The 19,492-nt window shown below is 73.2% G+C and carries 14 protein-coding genes; 5 read left to right on the top strand and 9 right to left on the bottom strand.

Translation table 11 applies throughout. From position 1 onward, the window contains the following. Positions 1-3 precede the first annotated feature (3 nt). The gene (locus R2740_RS16625) at positions 4-519 is read right to left on the bottom strand and encodes a CinA family protein (RefSeq protein ID WP_371303811.1); all 516 of its coding nucleotides are present in this window, start codon (positions 517-519) and stop codon (positions 4-6) included. Between the two features lie 48 nt (positions 520-567). Here R2740_RS16625 and R2740_RS16630 point away from each other — a divergent pair, with 48 nt between their 5' ends. Beyond that, on the top strand, positions 568-2,334 hold the full coding sequence (locus R2740_RS16630) for a glycoside hydrolase family 15 protein (RefSeq protein WP_371303812.1): 1,767 nt from the start codon (positions 568-570) through the stop codon (positions 2,332-2,334). A 63-nt stretch (positions 2,335-2,397) separates the two neighbouring features. Here the strand turns inward: R2740_RS16630 and R2740_RS16635 are convergent, their stop codons facing one another. The 4 genes from R2740_RS16635 to rimO all read right to left on the bottom strand — a co-directional run bounded on the left by R2740_RS16635 (position 2,398) and on the right by rimO (position 7,426). After that, complete coding sequence (locus tag R2740_RS16635; protein WP_371303813.1) at positions 2,398-4,080, bottom strand: ExeM/NucH family extracellular endonuclease; 1,683 nt, start codon at positions 4,078-4,080, stop codon at positions 2,398-2,400. 34 nt (positions 4,081-4,114) lie between these two features. Beyond that, on the bottom strand, positions 4,115-5,230 hold the full coding sequence (locus R2740_RS16640) for a lamin tail domain-containing protein (RefSeq protein WP_371303814.1): 1,116 nt from the start codon (positions 5,228-5,230) through the stop codon (positions 4,115-4,117). A 128-nt stretch (positions 5,231-5,358) separates the two neighbouring features. Beyond that, positions 5,359-5,988, bottom strand: a complete 630-nt coding sequence (pgsA, locus tag R2740_RS16645) for a CDP-diacylglycerol--glycerol-3-phosphate 3-phosphatidyltransferase (protein ID WP_371303815.1) — start codon at positions 5,986-5,988, stop codon at positions 5,359-5,361. Next, complete coding sequence (gene rimO / locus R2740_RS16650; RefSeq protein ID WP_371303816.1) at positions 5,981-7,426, bottom strand: 30S ribosomal protein S12 methylthiotransferase RimO; 1,446 nt, start codon at positions 7,424-7,426, stop codon at positions 5,981-5,983. Before rimO ends, pgsA begins: the two co-directional genes overlap by 8 nt. 101 nt (positions 7,427-7,527) lie before the next feature. Here rimO and R2740_RS16655 point away from each other — a divergent pair, with 101 nt between their 5' ends. Continuing rightward, positions 7,528-7,959, top strand: a complete 432-nt coding sequence (locus R2740_RS16655) for a GNAT family N-acetyltransferase (RefSeq protein WP_371303817.1) — start codon at positions 7,528-7,530, stop codon at positions 7,957-7,959. A 49-nt stretch (positions 7,960-8,008) separates the two neighbouring features. Here R2740_RS16655 and R2740_RS16660 read toward each other — a convergent pair whose 3' ends face one another. The 4 genes from R2740_RS16660 to R2740_RS16675 all read right to left on the bottom strand — a co-directional run bounded on the left by R2740_RS16660 (position 8,009) and on the right by R2740_RS16675 (position 13,461). Next, positions 8,009-9,574: a helix-turn-helix domain-containing protein gene (locus R2740_RS16660; RefSeq protein WP_371303818.1), complete on the bottom strand. Its 1,566-nt coding sequence runs from the start codon at positions 9,572-9,574 to the stop codon at positions 8,009-8,011. Beyond that, positions 9,571-12,120, bottom strand: a complete 2,550-nt coding sequence (locus R2740_RS16665) for a DNA translocase FtsK (protein WP_371303819.1) — start codon at positions 12,118-12,120, stop codon at positions 9,571-9,573. The genes R2740_RS16660 and R2740_RS16665 overlap by 4 nt, the downstream gene beginning before the upstream one ends. Before the next feature lie 80 nt (positions 12,121-12,200). Next, positions 12,201-13,076: a M56 family metallopeptidase gene (locus R2740_RS16670; RefSeq protein ID WP_371303820.1), complete on the bottom strand. Its 876-nt coding sequence runs from the start codon at positions 13,074-13,076 to the stop codon at positions 12,201-12,203. A gap of 1 nt (position 13,077) precedes the next feature. Continuing rightward, positions 13,078-13,461, bottom strand: a complete 384-nt coding sequence (locus R2740_RS16675; protein WP_371303821.1) for a BlaI/MecI/CopY family transcriptional regulator — start codon at positions 13,459-13,461, stop codon at positions 13,078-13,080. A gap of 104 nt (positions 13,462-13,565) precedes the next feature. Between R2740_RS16675 and R2740_RS16680 the strand changes: the two genes are divergently transcribed. The 3 genes from R2740_RS16680 to cydD are packed head-to-tail and all read left to right on the top strand — an operon-like array spanning position 13,566 to position 19,460. After that, the gene (locus R2740_RS16680) at positions 13,566-15,011 is read left to right on the top strand and encodes a cytochrome ubiquinol oxidase subunit I (protein ID WP_371303822.1); all 1,446 of its coding nucleotides are present in this window, start codon (positions 13,566-13,568) and stop codon (positions 15,009-15,011) included. A gap of 16 nt (positions 15,012-15,027) precedes the next feature. After that, positions 15,028-16,050: a cytochrome d ubiquinol oxidase subunit II gene (gene cydB, locus R2740_RS16685; protein WP_371303823.1), complete on the top strand. Its 1,023-nt coding sequence runs from the start codon at positions 15,028-15,030 to the stop codon at positions 16,048-16,050. Beyond that, positions 16,050-19,460 carry a thiol reductant ABC exporter subunit CydD gene (gene cydD, locus R2740_RS16690; protein ID WP_371303824.1) on the top strand — a complete coding sequence of 1,137 codons (3,411 nt, stop codon included), beginning with the start codon at positions 16,050-16,052 and terminating at the stop codon, positions 19,458-19,460. Before cydB ends, cydD begins: the two co-directional genes overlap by 1 nt. Positions 19,461-19,492 lie beyond the last annotated feature (32 nt).

Raw genomic sequence — 19,492 nt, forward strand, 5'->3', positions numbered from 1 at the left:
ACGCTACCCGAGGCCGGGAACTTCCCGGGTGAGAACCTCGCCCAGCGCGTCGAGCGCGCGCCGGCAGGCGGCTCGCCGGACGGCCTCGCGGTCGCCCTCGAGGCGCAGCTCGCGTGCGCTGGCGCCGCGCGGCGACGCCACGGCCACGAACACCGTCCCGGCCGGCTTGCCCTCCTGGAGGTCTGGACCGGCCACCCCCGTCGTCGAGACGGCGTACGTCGACCCGCCGAGGCGGCGGGCACCCACGGCCATCGCCTCGGCGCAGGCCGCCGACACCACGCCGTGCTCGGCCACCAGAGCCGTCGGGACGCCCAGCACCGACTCCTTGAGGTCGGTGGCATAGGCCACCACGCCGCCGCGGAAGCTGCGCGAGGCGCCGGGCACGTCGGTGAGCAGCGCGGCCAGCATGCCGCCGGTGAGCGACTCCGCGGTCACCAGCGTCTCGCCCCGGGCCGCGAGCAGGTCGAGCACCCATCGGGCCGCCGGCTCCGGCGGGGTCGCGCGCGGGGTGGAGGACACAGCCGGATGCTAGCCGCCCGCCTGGGTGCGGCCGCCTAGGTTGGGGACATGCCGCTGCCGATCGAGCGCTACGCCGTCATCGGTGACCGCCACACCGCCGCGCTGGTCGGCGACGACGGCTCCATCGACTGGCTGTGCCTGCCCCGCTTCGACTCACCCGCCTGCTTCGCCGCGCTGCTCGGCTCCCCCGAGCACGGCCGGTGGCTGATCGGGCCGGTCGACGAGGCGACGGTGACCCGTCGCTATGTCGGTGACTCACCGCTGCTGGAGACGACGTTCACGACCGGGTCCGGCCGCGTCCGGCTGCTCGACGCGATGCCGACCGACGACGAGCGTGCCGACCTGGTGCGCCGGGTCGTCGGCGTCGAGGGCACCGTGCGGATGCGCCACGACTGGGTGGTGCGCGGCGGCTACGGCCGGGTGCGCCCGTGGGTGACACGCGAGGAGCACCAGCGCAGCGAGGTCATCATCGCCGTCTCCGGTCCCGACAAGCTGACCCTGCGCGGGCCGCGGCTCCCGGTCGGCGACGGCGGGCACCACCGTGACGAGTTCGACGTCACCGCGGGCGACGAGCTCACCTTCGTCACCACCTGGACGCCGTCCTGGCAGGACACTCCCGGTCCGCACCGGCCGGAGCGGGCCGAGCAGCAGGTCCGCGAGTGGCAGGAGTGGGCCGACCGGTGCCCGGCCGACGTACCGCACCGCGACGCGGTGGTGCGCAGCCTGGTCACCCTCCGGCTGATGAGCCATGCCGACACCGGCGGCATCGTCGCGGCGCCCACGACCTCGCTGCCGGAGGAGATCGGTGGCACCCGCAACTGGGACTACCGCTACTGCTGGCTGCGCGACGCCGCGCTGACCCTCGAGTCGCTGCTCACCGCGGGCTACACCGACGAGGCGGGCAGCTGGCGCCGCTGGCTGCTCCGGGCGGTGGCGGGCGACCCCGAGGACCTGCAGATCATGTACGCCGTCGACGGCGGCCGCGAGCTGCCCGAGCGGGAGCTCGACCACCTCCCCGGCTACGAGGGCTCCACGCCGGTGCGGATCGGCAACGGCGCCGTCGGCCAGCGGCAGCTCGACGTCCTCGGCGAGGTGATGATCGCCCTCGACCAGGCGCGCGACGAGGGGCTCGCCGAGAGCTCCTTCAGCTGGGGGTTGCAGGTGGCGCTGCTCGACCAGCTGGTCGCCGACCTCGACACCCCCGACAACGGTCTGTGGGAGATCCGCGGGCCGCTGCGCTACTTCACCCACTCACGGGTGATGGCCTGGGTGGCCCTCGACCGGGGTCTGCGCGGCATCGAGAGACACGGCCTCGACGGACCCGCCGACCGGTGGCGGGCCGCCCGCGACGCACTGCGCGAGGAGGTCGAGACCCGGGCCTTCGACCCCGACCGCGGCACCTTCGTCCAGCACCGCGACACCCGCGAGGTCGACGCCGCGCTGCTGGTGCTGCCCGGGGTCGGCTTCCTGCCCGGCGACGACCCACGGATGCTCGGCACCCTCCGCGCCGTGGAGGAGGACCTGCTCCACGACGGCCTGCTGCTGCGCTACCGCACCTCCTCGGGGGTCGACGGCGTGAGCGGCAGTGAGAGCCCGTTCCTGGCCTGCTCCTTCTGGTTGGTCTCGGCCTACGCCGCGGCGGGCCGTCGCGACGACGCCGAGGAGCTGATGGAACGGCTCGTCGCCCTCGCCAACGACGTGGGCCTGCTGGCCGAGGAGTACGACCCGCGGGCGGAGCGGATGCTGGGCAACTTCCCCCAGGCGTTCAGCCATCTCGCGCTGGTGCGCGCGGCGTTCGACCTGCGCCGACCGTGACCTGGGCCGGCCCTCGCTGCTCGGGACAGCGAGGGCCGGACCAGGGGTCTCGGACCCGTCGCGTCAGCGCCGGACGCGCACCGTCACCGTGGCGGTGGCGGGGTTGGTCGTGTCGTTGCCGAGGTAGCGGATCTCGATGTCCTGCGGCCCGAGCGTGTCGAACGGGCCGACCCGCAGCCGGACCGTGCCGCGCACCAGGGTGCCGGAGGCGACCGGGGCGCCGTCGACGTAGGCCTCGACCTCGCCGGTGGCCCGCCGGCCGTCCGCGCGCACCTGGACGGTGATCCAGGCCTGGCCCCGGTGGACCTTGACCGCCTTCGGCGACACCCTCGCCCGCACCGTCGCGTCCGCCCGATGCGGCACCGTCATGCCGACGACCTCCGGGTTGTGGTCGGAGGCGCGATAGACGTCGGGCGCATAGAAGTCGGTCAGGTTGTAGTTGCGCCGGCTGTACTCGAACGCCACCGCCTCGTTGGCGTTGATCTCCCACACGTCCGCGCCGGTCACCGTCGTCAGCGCGGCGTCGTTGGCCAGCACGTGGTCCAGCGAGCCCGACAGCCCGCTGAAGCTGTACGACGCGTCGCGGGGGTCGTCGGAGGCGACCTTGGTGAACCCGGCGTCGTAGAGGACGTGCATCGGGTCCTCCTGGGTGTAGGAGTTGAAGTCGCCGGTCAGGAAGACCTTGGTCACCCCGCGGTCGGCGGCGAAGCCGTCGGCGAAGTCGACCAGCGCCGCCGCCTGACGGGTCCGGTCGCCGTTGAACGCGCCCTGGTCGCCGTTGGCGTTGTCACCGGTGGCGGGCGGACTGCTGTCGCCCTTGGACTTGAAGTGGTTGACGACGACGGCGAAGCCGTCAGCGTCCTGGCCGCCGACCGCCTTGAACACCTGGGCCAGCGGCTCACGGGCGTTGCTGAAGGCCGGGTCGCCGACGAGGACGCGGGACCCGCCCACGGGGACGACCGTCGACGGGTCGTAGATGAACGCCGTCCGGATCACGTCCTGGTCGGCCAGGTCGGGCAGGTCGGCCGGGTCCGGCGACGGCGCGTAGGCCCACCGGGTCGAGCCGGCCGCCGCGTTGAGGGCGTCGACCAGGGTCGCCAGCGCGGCGTCGCGGTCGGTCTCGCCGGTGACCGGGCCGAGCTTCACGGAGTTCTCGATCTCCTCCAGCGAGACCACGTCGGCGTTGAGCGCGTTGATGGCGGCGACGATCTTGTCCTGCTGGCGCTGCAGGTCCTCGACCTGCGCGGCGCCGCGGGGCCCGTCGGGCGTGCACGACCGGTCGGTCACCGGGTCGCCCACGCGGTCGTTGTAGTAGGTGCAGGCGCCGCCGGCCGCCACGAACTCCTCGCCCGTGGTGCTGAAGTAGTTGAGCACGTTGAAGGTCGCCAGCGTCAGGTCGCCGCCCACCGGCTCGGGGGCCGGGGTGCGGGTGTCGCCGAAGGTCACCACGTCGGTGCCCTCGTCGGTCACCTGGTGGGTGGGCTGGAACTTCCAGGCGCTGTTGCGGTAGTCGAGGATCACCGGCTGGTTCAGGGTGGCCGGTGCCCCGACGCGGACCGTGTTGGTCGGGCTCAGCCAGGGCAGGGCGATCGAACTGCCGGTCGCGGACAGGAAGTTGGTCGAGGCGCCGTCGTCGAGCACCACCTTGCGGGCGTCGTTGTCGGCCTTGACGGCGTCGAGCTCCGGCGTGCCGACCCTGGCGACGTCGGTGGGCTGGATGAGCGGGTGTCGCCGGTCGCGAGCCACACCTCGGCGTACTGGTTGGTGGTGTAGTTGTTGGTCACCGTGAAGTCGTCGGTCGGGGCGAGCAGCTCGCTCTCGTGCGCCTCCCGGTCGGCCTCGGTCGTGGGGTACGCCGTGGCGAGGGGGTCACCGGCTGCGGGGTGCCGCCCAGCTTGACCACGCCGCCGGTGGCCGGCACCAGCTCGGTGAGGCCGGCGAACTCCTGGACCGGCGCGGTGACCTCGACCAGGTCGCCGATCTGCGGGTCGGCAGCCATGCCGGCCGCGCCGAAGACGTAGACCGCGTCGGAGGCACCCGGTGTGGCGTCGGTGCCGCCGCCGGTGCCCTCGGTCTGGATGACGAACCCGTTGAAGCCGCCGGTGGGGTAGGCCGCGGTGACCACGCCACGGGTGATCACGGTCTGCCCGAGCAGCGGGCTGACCGCCGCGTCGGTGCCCTGGATCTCGGCGATGGAGACCTCCGAGGGCGGCGGAGGCGGCGGCGCGCCACCGCCGTTCGTGGGCGTCGGAGCGGCCAGGGAGAAGTCGGCCGCGTTGTTGTCGGTGTCGGTGCCGGCGGCCGAGCGCTGGGCCGACTGGGAGGCGCTGGTGGTCGGTCCGGTGGCGGTCTCGAAGGAGCTGGACGACGCGAGCCCGACCATGTCGACGACGTCCGCACGGCCGGCCATGTCTCCGGTGTCGGTGACCGGGGTGGTGCCGTTGAGCAGGTAGACCTGACCGCCGCCGCCCGCCATGTTGAGGACGGGGAGCGCGGTGGCGTCCGGGGTGGGCAGCGCGACGCCGTTGGTGCCCGCGCCCGTCATCTGGATCAGGAAGTGGCCGCCGGCCGCCACGGTTCCCGACAGGGCGTAGGGGTTGCCGCCGCTGCTGCCGCCCGTCGATCGGTAGTGGACCGACAGCCCGTTGAGGTCGATGTCGGCCGCCGTGGGGTTGTAGAGCTCCACGAAGTCGGCGTTGTAGACCGCGCCGCTGTTGCCGCCGGCGCCGTAGACCTCACTGATCACCAGGCCGGTGCCGGCCGGGTTGGCCTGAGCGGCGGGGGCCAGCAGGACACCGGTGCCGGCGAGCGCGAGCGCGCCCGCCGCCAGCGGCAGCGCCGCCCGTCGGAGTGCACGGCGGTCGGACGACAGGGGCAGCTTGGAGCGGACAGGCACGGAACCTCCCGAGATCGGCGGTGGCTTGCGGGCCTCACCCTAGCCAGGGGTCCGCGGGGTCGCGCTACCCCCGCGCGCCGAAATTCTCGGTTTCGGTCAGGTGAACGACCGGCCGCAAGTCGTCCGGCTCAGGCGGTCGAGCCCCGAAGAGCGTGCCGCTGGCGCCAGACATCGCGGAAGAACTCGTAGCCCGACCACAACGTCATCACGACGGCCCCGGCCAGCATCACCTGGGCCAGGTAGAACAGCACCTCACCCACCGTGCCGAACCGGTCGAAGGCTCCGCCGTGGGCGTCGCCGTGGGGCAGCGGCAGGCACAGACCCGCCAGCGCCACCGCCTGGAGGGTGGTCTTGATCTTGCCGCTCTGGTTGGCCTGGAGCACGACGTGCTTGAGGATCGAGAGCCGCAGCAGCGTCACCGACCACTCCCGGACCAGCACCACGATGGTCACCCACCACCAGATGTCCCCGACCAGCGACAGCCCGATGAACGCCATGCCGGTGATCGCCTTGTCGGCGATCGGGTCGGCGATCTTGCCGAAGTTGGTGACCAGGTTGCGGGCGCGCGCGATGTCGCCGTCGATCTTGTCGGTGATCATCGCGGCGACGAAGATCACGAAGGCCACGCATCGCCACAGGATCGAGTCGCCGCCCTCCTGGAGCAGCGCCCAGCCGAACACGGGCACCATCAGGATGCGCAGCGTGGTCAGCACGTTGGGCAGGTTGAGGTTGCTGACCTCGGTGGTCTGCTCACCCATCCGCGCCTCCGCTGTCTGCTGCCGTCATCGGGACCGCCACCAGGTCCGCACCGTCGCTCTCCACGACCCGGGCCAGGACCAGGTCTCCCCTCGCGGGGTCCGGTGACCCCTCGAGCCCGGCCAGGGTGGTGACGCCGTCGACCTCTGGTCCTTGGTGGTCGGCCCGGCCCTCGGGCCCGGTGTCCCCCGACGATTCAACCAGGACTCGCACCTGCTCGCCGACCCGCGCGGCCGCGCGCTGGGCGGTGAGCTCCTCGACGAGGTCGGTGACGTGGGCGACCCGGGAGCGGATCTCGTCGGGGTCGTGCTGGTCGTCGTACGTCGCCGCCTCGGTGCCGTCCTCGTCGGAGTAGCCGAACACGCCGGTCACGTCGAGCCGGGCCGCGACGAGGAAGTCGCACAGCGTCGCCACGTCCTCCTCGGTCTCGCCGGGGAAGCCGACGATCACGTTGGAGCGGACACCCGCCGTCGGCGCGACGGCGCGCACCTGGTCGAGCAGCCCCAGGAACGCGTCGGGATCGCCGAAGCGCCGCATCCGGCGCAGCACGGCGGGCGCGGCGTGCTGGAAGGACAGGTCGAAGTACGCCGCCACCCCGGGCGTGCCGGCGATCGCCTCGACCAGTGAGGGGCGCATCTCGGCGGGCTGCAGGTAGGACACGCGCACCCGGTCGACACCGTCGACCATCGCCAGCTCGGGCAGCAGCGTCTCCAGCAGCCGCAGGTCGCCGAGGTCCTTGCCGTAGGACGTGGAGTTCTCGCTGACCAGGAACAGCTCGCGCACCCCCTGCTCCCCCAGCCAGCGGGCCTCGGCCAGCACGTCGGACGGGCGTCGGCTGACGAACGAACCGCGGAACCGCGGGATCGCGCAGAACGAGCATCGGCGGTCGCAGCCGCTCGCCAGCTTGAGCGCGGCGGTCGGGCCGGTGTCGAGCCGCACCCGGTCGGCGAGTCCGTGGCCGGGCACCACGGCGTCGGTGTCCTGCCGGTCGACCGGCGACAGCGGGAGCAGCAGCCGGCGGTCCTGCGGCGTCGGCGCGGCCGGGCGGTCACCCGCGAGCACCGCCCGCAGCCGGGCCGCGATGTCGGGGTAGTCGTCGAAGCCGAGGACGGCATCGGCCTCCGGCAGCGAGTCGGCCAGCTCGCCGCCGTACCTCTCGGCCAGGCAGCCCACGGCCACCACCGCCTGGGTGCGGCCCTCGGCCTTGAGGTCGGCCGCCTGGAGCAGCACGTCGACGGAGTCCTTCTTGGCGCTCTCCACGAAGCCGCAGGTGTTCACCACCACCGTCTCGGCGTCCTCGGCATCGGCCACCAGCTCGAAGCCCTCGGCGGCGAGCCGCCCGGCCAGCTCCTCGGAGTCGACCTCGTTGCGCGCACACCCGAGCGTCACCAGCGCCACCGTGGGTCGGTGCGCGGCTCGGGGCTGGTCGGTCGTCGTCATGAGATGTCGAGTATGCCCGGGTGACCCCTCGGCCCCGGCCCGCGGCCCTCCGATGGCCGGTCACCGGCGGGGCACCACGCGCGGCCGCCTAGCCTGGAAGGGTGTCGATCGAGGTCACCACCGTCGTTGACGACGCCGCCGCGGAGCTGTGGCGGCAGGTGCACAACACGGTGATCCCCGCCACCCCCCTGACCTCGAGCGAGGTGCGCGACCGTCGACGGCGCAACCGCCTGACCTTGGCCCACGCCGCCGGAGTCCTGGTCGGCAACGCGACCGTGCGCCCGGCCACCGACCAGCGACCGCCCACCGTCATCGTGCGGATCCTGCCGGAGCATCGTCGCCATGGCTACGGCACCGAGTACCTCCAGCGGCTGCTGACCGACGACCCTGCCCTGCGCGCCGGCGACCTCGCGACGGTCGTCCTGTGCGCCAACCACGACGGCCTCTCGTTCGCCCGACGCCACGGCTTCGTCGAGGTCGAGCGCTACCAGGTCGGCGGCGCCGAGTACGCCGACCTGGTCCGGCGCCGCTGACGCCCGGGTGGCGACGGGCCCGGTCGGACGTCCCGCAGGACCGGCAGGCTCAGCCGCCGTCGTAGGTCGCGGAGGCGGAGTGACCGAGCTCGCCGAGGCGGCCTTGCTCCTCGCCGTTGACGACCACCTCGACGCCACCGTCGGAGGAGTCGAGACGCAGCGGCGGGACCACGTCGAGTCGGCGCGACTCACCGAAGGCGAGGTCGCCGGTGAAGGCGATGCGGCCGTTGCCGTCGCGGACCACCACGTGGGCTCCCCCGCCGGCGGCACGCAGCAGCACCGGCACGGCCTTGCCGCTCGCGCCGGCTCCGTGCACACCGCCCGAGCCCGCACCGAGACCGGCCACCCGCTGCTGCGGCATTGGCGACTCGATCACCAGCCGGGCCACCGACCAGGCCAGCACCACGGCCATCACGGCCGCCACCAGGACCGACCAGCGCGGGCTCCCTCGCGGCGGCACGGGGTCCCGGTCAGGGAGGGCGGCCGGCCGAGCGACCGAAGGGGCACCGATCACCACCGGGCGGTCGGCGTACAGCTCGTCGTAGCCCGCGACCAGCGGAGCGGCGTCCAGTCCCAGCACCCGAGCCAGGGTCCGCAGGTGGCCGCGCGCATAGAAGTCACCGCCACAGGCGCGGAAGTCGTCGCGCTCCACGGCCTCGAGCACCCGCGCCGGGATGCGGGTCCGGGTCGCGAGCTCGTCGAGGGTCAGGGCCAGGCGCCGGCGGGCCTGCAACAGCTGTGGGCCCAGCACCGGGTCGGCGACCGGCCACACGATCGCCTCGGTCAGCTCCTCGTCGTCGGTGCGCGCGCCGGCCGAGGCGGCGCCCGGGTCGAGCAGCGCACCGTCCCCGCGGCGCAGCTCGGCGTCCTCGGGGAGCACGATCGCCACCGTGTCCTCGGCGCCGAGGGCGTCGAGGGCGAGGGCACCGTCGACGGAGGCGTCTCCCGGCCCGTGGGGAAGGTGCGGCCGACCGCGGCCCAGCCGGGCCACCGCGCCCAGGCCGGCACGGCCGGGCAGCCGGTCGGCCAGCGCGGAGATCCCGGACGCGAGGACCGGCCGCGGGTCCCGCCAGTGGGGAGCGGACGGAGGAGGTGCGTTCGTTGCGGCCTCCGGCTCCGCGGCCGGGGAGTACGCCGGAGCGGCCACGGCGAGCGCGGCCAGTGCCGCCACCGGGTCGCCGTCGCCGACCACGCGGGTGCCGAGCCCGAGCGGCACCCGGGCCTCCCGGCCACCGGCGTCGACGAGTCGGATCAGTCCGTCGCGCAGTCCGGACCGGGGGTGCAGCTCGGCCGCGCTGACCTCGGACCAGGGACTGCCGGCCCACCGGCGGCCACGCCGGATCCGGACGCCGTCGGCGTCGGCGACGACCAGGGGTGCCCGTGAGTCGAGCAGCCCACCCAGGAAGAGCAGCGCCAGCCCGGCCAGGACGATGGTCAGCAGCCAGTCCAGCGTGCTGGCGGAGGTCAGCGCTCGTCCGAGATAGGCCGCCGCCACCGCCGCCGCCGAGACCCCGATGGCGCCCAGCAGCGCCCCGCGCCGGCGTACCTCCACGACCGGGGCCGCGGGCGCCTCGCCGTCCGCCTCGATCGGCTCGGACAGCACCGGCCCGCTCACGCCTCCCCCTGCAGGGTCACCAGCACCGACTCGAGCTCGTCGGGCTTGACCAGCACGTCACGCGCCTTCGAGCCCTCGCTCGGGCCGACGACGCCGCGCGACTCCAGGATGTCCATCAGCCGGCCGGCCTTGGCGAACCCGACCCGCAGCTTGCGCTGCAGCATCGACGTCGAGCCGAACTGCGTGGAGACGACCAGCTCGATCGCCTGCACCACGAGGTCCATGTCGTCGCCGATGTCGTCGTCGAGCTCGCGCTTGGACGAGGCCGGCGCGGTGACGTCCTCGCGGTAGGTCGGTGCCAGCTGGCCCTTGACGTGCTTGACGACCTGGTGGATCTCGGCCTCGGTGACCCACGAGCCCTGCACGCGCACCGGCTTGGAGGCACCCATCGGCAGGAACAGCCCGTCACCCTGACCGACCAGCTTCTCCGCGCCCGGCTGGTCGAGGATGACCCGGCTGTCGGCGAGGCTCGAGGTGGCGAACGCCAGCCGCGACGGCACGTTGGCCTTGATCAGCCCGGTGACCACGTCGACCGACGGTCGCTGGGTCGCGAGCACCAGATGGATGCCCGCCGCGCGGGCCAGCTGGGTGATCCGGACGACGGCGTCCTCGACGTCGCGCGGGGCGACCATCATCAGGTCCGCGAGCTCGTCGACGACCACGAGCAGGTAGGGGTACGGCGCCAGCTCGCGCTCGCTGCCCGGCGGCACCGTGACCTTGCCCGCCCGCACCGCCTTGTTGAAGTCATCGATGTGCCGGAAGCCGAAGTTGGCCAGGTCGTCGTAGCGCATGTCCATCTCGCGCACGACCCACTGCAGCGCCTCCGCCGCCTTCTTGGGATTGGTGATGATCGGCGTGATCAGGTGCGGGATGCCCTCGTAGGCGTTGAGCTCGACCCGCTTGGGGTCGACCATGATCATCCGCACCTCGTCGGGCGTGGAGCGCATCAGCACCGAGACCACCATCGAGTTGATGAAGCTCGACTTGCCGGAGCCGGTGGCGCCGGCGACCAGCAGGTGCGGCATCTTGGCCAGGTTGGCGACCACGAAGCCGCCCTCGACGTCCTTGCCGAGCCCCGCGAGCATCGGGTGGTGGTCGCTGCGCGCGGTGCTCGACCGCAGCACATCACCGAGGGAGACGATCTCCTTGTCCGTGTTGGGGATCTCGATGCCGATCGCCGACTTCCCCGGGATCGGGCTGAGGATGCGGACGTCGGCCGACGCGACGGCGTAGGCGATGTTCTTCGAGAGCGCGGTGACCTTCTCGACCTTGACCGCGGGACCGAGCTCGACCTCGTAGCGGGTGACCGTGGGCCCGCGGGTGTAGCCGGTGACCTGCGCGTCGATGCCGAACTCCTCGAGCACCTGCGTCAGCCGGTCGACGACGTCGTCGGAGGCGCGCGACCGCGGCTTGTGCGGCGAGCCGGCCTTGAGCACCTGGCTGTCGGGCAGCGAGTAGGTCACGTCGCCCGACAGCGCCAGCTGCTCGACCCGGGGCGGGAGCGGGGTGTGCGGCGGCGGGGTCAGCTCGACCTTCTCCTCCGCGGCGGGGACCTGGGCCGGCACCTCGACACCCGCCGTGGCCTCCTCGGCGGTGTCGGCCGACCGCCGCCGCTTGCGGACCTCGCGGTCCTCCAGCACGGGCGAGTCGTAGGCCGGCATGCCGTCGGGCTCGAAGTCGTCGCCCTTGCGCCGGCGGCGCGCTCGCACCGGCTGGGTGGCGTCCGGGTCGGCGTCGTCGACGGGGTGGCGTCCGAGAGCGCGGTCGCGGAGGGCAGCGAGCCGTCGCGGGATCTGGTAGACCGGCGTGGCGGTGATCACCAGGACGCCGAACAGCGCCACCAGGGCGAGCACCGGCACCACGACGTAGGGCGTCCGGAGCAGGTCGAGCAGCAGCGAGGAGACGACGAAGCCGATCGCCCCGCCACCCTCGCGCAGGTCGGTGGTGTCGCCCAGGTCGGGCTGCGGGTTGCCGGCGGCGAGGTGCACGATGCCGAGCAGACCGAGCGCCAGCGAGCTCCAGCCGACCACCTGGCGGCCGGCGGGGCCGTGGTGGACGGGGTCGCGCATCGTGCGCCACCCGACATAGACCAGCGCCAGCGGCACCAGCCAGCCGACCTTGCCGACCGAGCCGGACACCACGGTCCGGGCGAGCTCCATGACCGACCCGGGCACCTGCCACCACACCGCGGCGGCCGACACCACGGCCAGCGCCAGCATCAGCAGCCCGACGCCGTCGCGACGGTGCTCCGGCTCGAGGTCGCGCGCGGCACCACCGATCCGGCGAGCCACCGCCCCGAGGGCGTGGGCCACGCCCAGCCACACGGCGGCGAGACTGCGCCCGATCGCGTGGAGGAAGCGGTAGACCGGACCGGGGCCCTTGCGCACCGCCGGCGGCGGAGTCCGCCGGGTGAGCGCGCTGGACCGACCGCGGCCGGTGCTGCGGGTACTCCGGGATCGGGAACGGGACCTGGTCGTGGCGCTCTTGCCGCGCGTGGACGTGCTCCTGCTCCGCGACCCCGGCGGGGAAGACGTACGGGTCGCCATGGTGTGACCTTAGGTGCTCGTCACACCAGCATCACGCACCCCAGGAGCGTGTCGCCGCCCCAGGAGTCACCGCCCCCCGGTCAGCGGGCGGCCAGCGCCGTGAGCCAGGGCCACACGACGAGGGCCGTCGGGAGCACCAGCAGCGCGGCCGCGGCGACCCTCACGACCGCGGCCTGGAGCCGATGCTCCCGCGGGTCGGCAAGCAGCTCGACCCGGGTCGCCAGACCGTCCTCGGCCGCCCCCAGTGCCCCGTCGGGATGGCCCGCCCCGGTCATCGCCCCGAGCGCACGCTGCAGCTCCGGTCCCCGGCCGTCGCGAGCAGCGGCCCGGTCCGCGTGCGCCTCGACCAGCAGCGCCACCTCGGCGCGCGCCGTACCGCTGCGGACGCCGCGCGGGAAGGACCGCTGGAACACCGTGAACCACTCCAGCAGCAGGTCGTGGCGGGCCTTCAGGTGGGCGCGCTCGTGCGCCAGCACGGCCGCCAGCTCACCGGAGCCGAGCCGGCTCAGCGCGCCCGAGGAGAGCACGATGCGCGAGCGCCGCATGCCCGGCAGGCAGTAGGCCACGGGCAGCGGGTGCTCCAGCACCCGGACGTCGTTCTCGTCGACGCGGTGCCCGACCAGGTCGACCTGGTGCCGGTGCCGGCGCCGCAGCGACCTGAGCTCGGTGCCGACCCGGTGACCGGTGAGGAGGAGCCGCCCGACGACGAGCGCGGTCAGCAGCAGCGCCGCGCCCGCCACGACGTACGACGGCCACCCGGGGTCGGTGTGCCACACCCGGTCGGTCACCACCGCCAGACCGCCGCCCAGCGCGGACAGCACCGCGGCCAGCGCGACCGCCTGCCACAGCACGAGCGTGGCCGCCGGGGTGCGCCGCAGCCGCGGCATCCGGCCCAGGGCGGCGGGCAGCGCCCCGGACAGCACCAGGGCGAGCAGGCCCAGCGTCAGCGGGGTCACGTCAGCGGTCGAGGTCGGCCAGCGCCCGACGCAGGGCGTCGAGGTCGGCGGCCGACGCGTCGCCGACGAAGGCGACCAGCGCCTGTCCGCGGTCGTCGCGGGTGAAGTCGGACAGTGCCTCGTGCATCAGCTCGGCGGTGAGCTCGGCGCGTGAGGCGCGCGGCCGATAGCGGAACGCCCGCCCGGCGCGCTCCTGGGTGACCAGGGCCTTGCGAGCCAGTCGGTCCAGCACCGTCATCACGGTGGTGTAGGCGACGTCCCGGTCAGGCACCAACGCGGCGTGCACCTCGCGCACGGTCATCGTGGTGTCCTCGTCGGCGGCCCAGAGCACATCCATGACCGCGCGCTCGAGCTCGCCAAGGTGAGGCTTCCCTGTGTGAGGCATGGCACCAGCCTAGGGGCAGCCCCGAGTTGTTACTACTTGATGTCGTAGGTGTTGAATGTCCACTAGAAATCAGTGTCACCGCCACTCACCCGAGGAGTCGCCGCGTGGACGTCCTGGACATCGCCCGCTGGCAGTTCGGCATCATCACCGTCTACCACTTCCTGTTCGTCCCACTCACCGTCGGTCTCACCGCGCTGATCGCGGTGCTCGAGACCCAGTGGGTGCGGACCAAGAACCCGGAGTACCTTCGCCTGACGAAGTTCTTCGGCCGTCTGTTCCTGATCAACTTCGCCATCGGCGTCGTCACCGGCATCGTGCAGGAGTTCCAGTTCGGCATGAACTGGTCCGACTACTCCCGCTTCGTCGGCGACATCTTCGGTGCGCCGCTCGCGGTCGAGGGGCTGCTGGCGTTCTTCCTGGAGTCCACGTTCCTCGGGTTGTGGATCTTCGGGTGGGACAAGATGCCGCGCGCCGCGCACGCCGGGATGATGTGGCTGGTCCACCTGGGCACGCTGGCCTCGTCCTGGTTCATCCTCGCGGCCAACTCCTGGATGCAGCACCCGGTCGGCTACACCTACAACGCCGACACGGGGCGCGCCGAGCTCACCGACTTCTGGGCCGTGATGTTCAACAAGGTCCAGCTGGTGACCTTCCCCCACGTCGTGCTGTCGGCCTACATGACCGCGGGTGCCTTCATCCTCGGCGTCGCCGCCTACCTCTACATGAAGGAGAAGCACGCCGACGACCGGCCGCTCTACCACCGGGCGATCCGCTTCGGCGCCGTGGTGACCCTGATCGCCGGCCTCGGCGTCGCGATCAGCGGTGACGTGCAGGGCAAGATCATGACCGAGGTCCAGCCCATGAAGATGGCCGCCGCCGAAGGCATCTACGACACCACGGACAGCGCACCGTTCTCGGTCCTCACCATCGGCAAGCTCGACGGGTCCGAGGCCACCAACATCATCGAGATCCCCGGCCTGCTGAGCTTCCTCGGCACCGGCTCGACCGGGGGCACCATCGAGGGCATCAACGACCTGCGCGAGCAGTACCAGCAGGAGTACGGCCAGGACCCGGGCGCGGCCTACTACAGCCCGGGCGACTACACCCCCGTCATCCCCATCACCTACTGGTCGTTCCGGTTCATGATCGGGCTCGGCCTGTTCGCCGCGGCCGGGGCCGCGCTCATCCTCTGGCTGACGCGCGGCGGACGGATGCCCACCGCACGCTGGGTCGGCACCCTCGGACTGCTGTTGCCGCTGGCCCTGGTGTTCGGCAACTCGTGGGGCTGGATCTTCACCGAGATGGGCCGGCAGCCCTGGGCGGTGTTCGGCCTGATGACCACCGAGAGAGCGGTCTCACCGGGCGTGAGCACCTTCGAGGCCGCCACCTCGCTGATCGTGCTGACGCTGCTCTACGCCGTCCTCGCGGTCGTCGAGATCAAGCTGCTCGCGAAGTACATCAAGCGCGGCGCCGAGCCGTTCGAGGAGCCACCGGACGTCCCGTTCGGCGGCAGCGGCGACAGCGACCGCCCGATGGCGTTCGCCTACTGAGAGGGAGGAGACTGACATGGAGCTCACCACCGTCTGGTTCAGCCTGATCGCCATCCTGTGGATCGGCTACTTCGCCCTCGAGGGCTTCGACTTCGGCGTCGGCATGCTGCTGCCCGTCCTCGGCAGGGAGGAGAAGGAGCGCCGGGTCCTCTACAACACGATCGGCCCCGTCTGGGACGGCAACGAGGTGTGGGTGCTGGTGGCCGGCGGCGCGACGTTCGCCGCCTTCCCCGAGTGGTACGCCACCTTGTTCAGCGGCTTCTACCTGCCGCTGCTGCTGATCCTGGTCGCGCTGATCGTGCGCAACCTCGCCTTCGACTACCGCGGCAAGCGGGACGACGACGGCTGGCGGGCCCGCTGGGACGCCGCGGCCATCTTCGGCTCCTACCTGCCCGCGATCCTGTGGGGCGTGGCGTTCGCCAACATCGTGGCCGGTGTCCCGATCGACGAGAACAAGGAGTTCACCGGCAACCTGTTCACGCTGCTCAACCCCTTCGGGCTGCTCGGCGGCCTGGTCACCATGGGCCTGTTCCTGACCCACGGCTCGATGTTCATCGCGCTCAAGACCGAGGGCGACATCCGGGAGCGCGCCCGCGCGCTGTCGGTCAAGCTCGGGCTCGGCACCGCCGTGGTCGCCGTGGTGTTCCTGGTGTGGACGCTGGTCAAGTCGGGGTGGGAGGTGCCGGCGCTGATCCTGTTCGTGCTCGCCGCCGCCTCGCTGCTCGGTGCGATCTTCATGTCCATGCAGGGACGTGAGGGCTGGGCGTTCATCGGCACCTTCGCGACGATCGCGCTGGCGGTCGCCGGGCTGTTCGTGGTGCTGTTCCCCAACGTGATGCCCTCGACGACCGACGTGGCCTACTCCCTGACCACGACGAACGCCTCGGCGACGCCGTACACCCTGAAGGTGATGACCTGGGTGGCGGTGATCTTCACGCCGATCGTGCTCGCCTACCAGTCGTGGACCTACTGGATCTTCCGCAAGCGGATCGGGACCCAGCACATCCCGGAGCCCATCCGGGATACCGTCTCTGCTTGATGAGGCCACTGGACCCACGGATCCAACCGTTCCTCCGGCCGGCCCTCCGCCCTCTGGGTGGGGTGCTGGCCGGAGGCGTCTCCGGTGGCTTGCTGACCGTCGCCCAGGCGTTCGCGATGGGCGTGCTGCTGGTCCGCCTGGTGTCCGAGCCGGGGTCGGACTCGTGGCACCAGCCGGCGTGGTGGCTGGCCGGGATCGTGGTGGCGCGGGCGCTGGCCGCCGCGGTCGTCGACGCCGCGTCGGCCACGGCCGCCGGTGCGGTGTCGGTGCCGCTGCGGCACCGGCTGGTCGAGAGCGCCTTCGCCCTCGACGCGCAGCAGCTGGCCCGCCGGCGTACCGGTGAGCTGGCGCTCCTCGCCACCCGCGGGATGGCCGCGATCGAGCCCTACCTCACCCGCTACGTCCCGACCATGGTGCTCGCCGGCGTGCTGCCCGCCGCGACCGTGCTGGCGATCTTCTGGCTCGACTGGCTCAGCGGCCTGATCGTGCTCCTCACCCTGCCGCTGGTCCCCGTCTTCGCGATCCTGATCGGGCTGGCCACCAAGGACCGCGCCGACAAGCAGTGGCGCACCCTGTCGGTGCTGTCCGGGCACTTCCTCGACGTGGTGCGCGGGCTGCCGACGCTGGTGGCCTACCGACGCGCGGGCGCCCAGTCGGCCTCGATCCGGCGGATCACCGACCGCTATCGACGCGCGACCCTCGAGACGCTCAAGATCGCCTTCGCCTCCTCCGCGGCACTGGAGCTCATCGCCACCATCTCCGTGGCCCTGGTCGCGGTCAGCGTCGGCCTGCGGCTGGCCAGCGGCAGCGTCGACTTCGAGACCGCCATGGTCGTGCTGCTGCTCGCCCCCGAGGCCTACTGGCCGCTGCGTCGCGTCGGCGCGGAGTTCCACGCCGCCGCCGAGGGCGCCGCCGCCTTCGAGGAGGCCTCCGTGCTCCTCGACACCGGGTTGACCCGGCAGAAGTTCGGGGAGCACGAGGCGCCTGCCGGCCGAACTTCTGCCGGGTCAACCCGAAGTTCTGCCGGGTCAACCGGGATCGAGGTGGCCGGCCTGACGCTGGGGTACGCCGGTCGGGAGCGGCCGGTGGTCAGCGGGCTGGACGCGCGGTTCCCCTCCCCGGGGATGACCGCGGTGGTGGGGCCCTCGGGATGCGGCAAGTCGACGCTGCTGGCCGCGCTGCTGGGTGAGCTCGAACCCCGAGAGGGGCGGATCGTGGTGGCCGGCACCGAGCTGGCAGACCTCGACCCGGCCGACTGGCACGCGCAGGTGGCGTGGGCCCCCCAGCGCCCGTGGCTGACCGCGGGCAGCATCGCCGCCAACCTCCGCGTCGGCGCCCGCGAGGCGACCGACGAGCAGCTGTGGGAGGCGCTCGCCCGGGTCCGGCTGGCCGAGGTGGTGCGCGCGCTTCCCGAGGGTCTCGCCCACCGGCTCGGCGACGACGGCGCCGGGCTGTCCGCCGGGCAGCAGGCCCGCCTGTCGCTGGCCCGCGTGGTGCTGGCCGACCGTCCGGTCGTGGTGCTCGACGAGCCCACCGCCCACCTCGACACCGAGACCGAGGCGGTGCTCCTCGACACCCTGCGCGACCTCGCGCGGACGGCCTGCGTGGTGGTCGTCGCCCACCGGCCCGCCGTCGTCGAGGCCGCCGACCACGTGCTCACCCTCCCGGACGCGGTCACCGCCCCACCGGCAGGCGCCGCGGGGACCGCGGGGCCTCCCACCAGCGCGGACACCCCCGAACCCGGCCCCGCCACGCGCGAGGCGCCGACGCAGACTCAGGCCACCGCGTCCACCCCGGCCGACGACGACCGGGGTGCCGCCCGCAGCTGGCTCGGCACCCTCCTCGGCACGCTGTCGGTCGCCTCCGGCGTCGCGCTGACCGCGACCGCCGCCTGGCTGATCACGCGTGCCTCGGAGCACCCGCCCGTCCTCGTGCTGATGGTCGCCATCGTGGGCGTGCGGACCTTCGGCCTGGCGCGTCCGGTGCTGCGCTACGCCGAGCGGCTGGTGTCCCACGATGCGGCGCTGCGCCTGCTCGCGGAGCGGCGCGCCCTGGTCTACGACGGCCTGGTGCCGTTGGTCCCCGGCGGCCTCGGCCGGCGCCGCGGAGATCTGCTCTCCTCCATCGTGGACGACGTCGACTCGCTCGTCGACGAACGGCTCCGGGTCCGCCAGCCGGCGTGGACCGCGGTCGGGGTCGGCGGGCTCGCCACCCTGCTGGCCCTGCTGCTCAGCCCGGTCGCGGGTCTGGTCACCGCGGCGGTCGTCGGGGTCGGCGCCCTGGGCGGACTGGTCGCCCACCGCGGGGTGGCGTCCGCCGAGCCGGAGTTCGTCGCGGCCCGCGCCGCCCTGTCCGAGCTGGTCGAACAGATCCTCGCCAGTGCCCGCGACCTGGTCCTCTGGGGCGCCGACGATGCCGCGCTCGACGACCTCGACCGGGCCGGCGTACGCCTCTCGCGCGCGGTGCGCCGCTCCGCCCGCGCGGTCGCCATCGGCCGGATGCTGCCCCTGCTGGCCGGTGGCGCGGGCTTCCTCGCCATGGCCGCGCTGGTCCCGGCCGACGCCGTGTCCCCCGCCCTGCGTGCCCTGCTGGTGATGCTGCCGATCGCCCTGGTCGACCCCCTCGCCATGCTCCCCGACGCCGGCGCCCTCTCGGTGCGTACGACGGCCGCGCAGCGGCGCCTCGACGACCTCGCCGCCCTTCCCGCGACGGTCGACGACCCGTCCGCGCCGACGCACGCCGACCTCTCCCACCCGCGCGCCGCCAGCGAGGGGCTCACCGCCGGGTGGGGCGGCGCCGATGTGCTCGTCGACCTCGACGTCGACCTGCCCGCAGGCGGCCGGGTCGGGCTGGTCGGCACCTCCGGCACCGGCAAGTCGACCTACGCCGCGGTCCTGATGCGCTTCCTGGATCCCCACCACGGTCGACAGACCCTGGCCGGCGCGGACCTGCGCGACCTGGCGCTCGATGACGTGCGCCGCACCACGGGGCTGGTCGACGACGACCCGCACCTGTTCGCCTCCACGCTCGTCGAGAACGTCCGGCTGGCCCGCCCCGACGCCGAGGACGACGAGGTGCGCAGGGCGCTCGACGCCGCCCATCTGGGCGCCTGGGTCGACGGCCTCCCCGAGGGGCTGGACACGCCGATCGGTGAGGGCAGCGCCCACGTCTCGGGCGGCGAGCGGGCCCGGATCGCGGTCGCCCGGGCGCTGCTCGCCGACGCGCCGGTGCTGGTCCTCGACGAGCCCACCGCCCACCTCGACTCCGAGACCGCCGGGCGGGTGGCGGCGGAGATCCTCGGCGAGCACACCGAACGGTCCATCGTCTGGATCACCCACGGCACCGTCGGGCTGGACCGGATGGACCAGGTGATCCGGCTCGGCGAGACCCGGCAGCCCGCCCCGACCTGACCTCGAGGCTGAGCCCCCGCACTCAGGCCGGG

The organism is Nocardioides sp., from assembly GCF_041393715.1.
Classification (GTDB): domain Bacteria; phylum Actinomycetota; class Actinomycetes; order Propionibacteriales; family Nocardioidaceae; genus Nocardioides.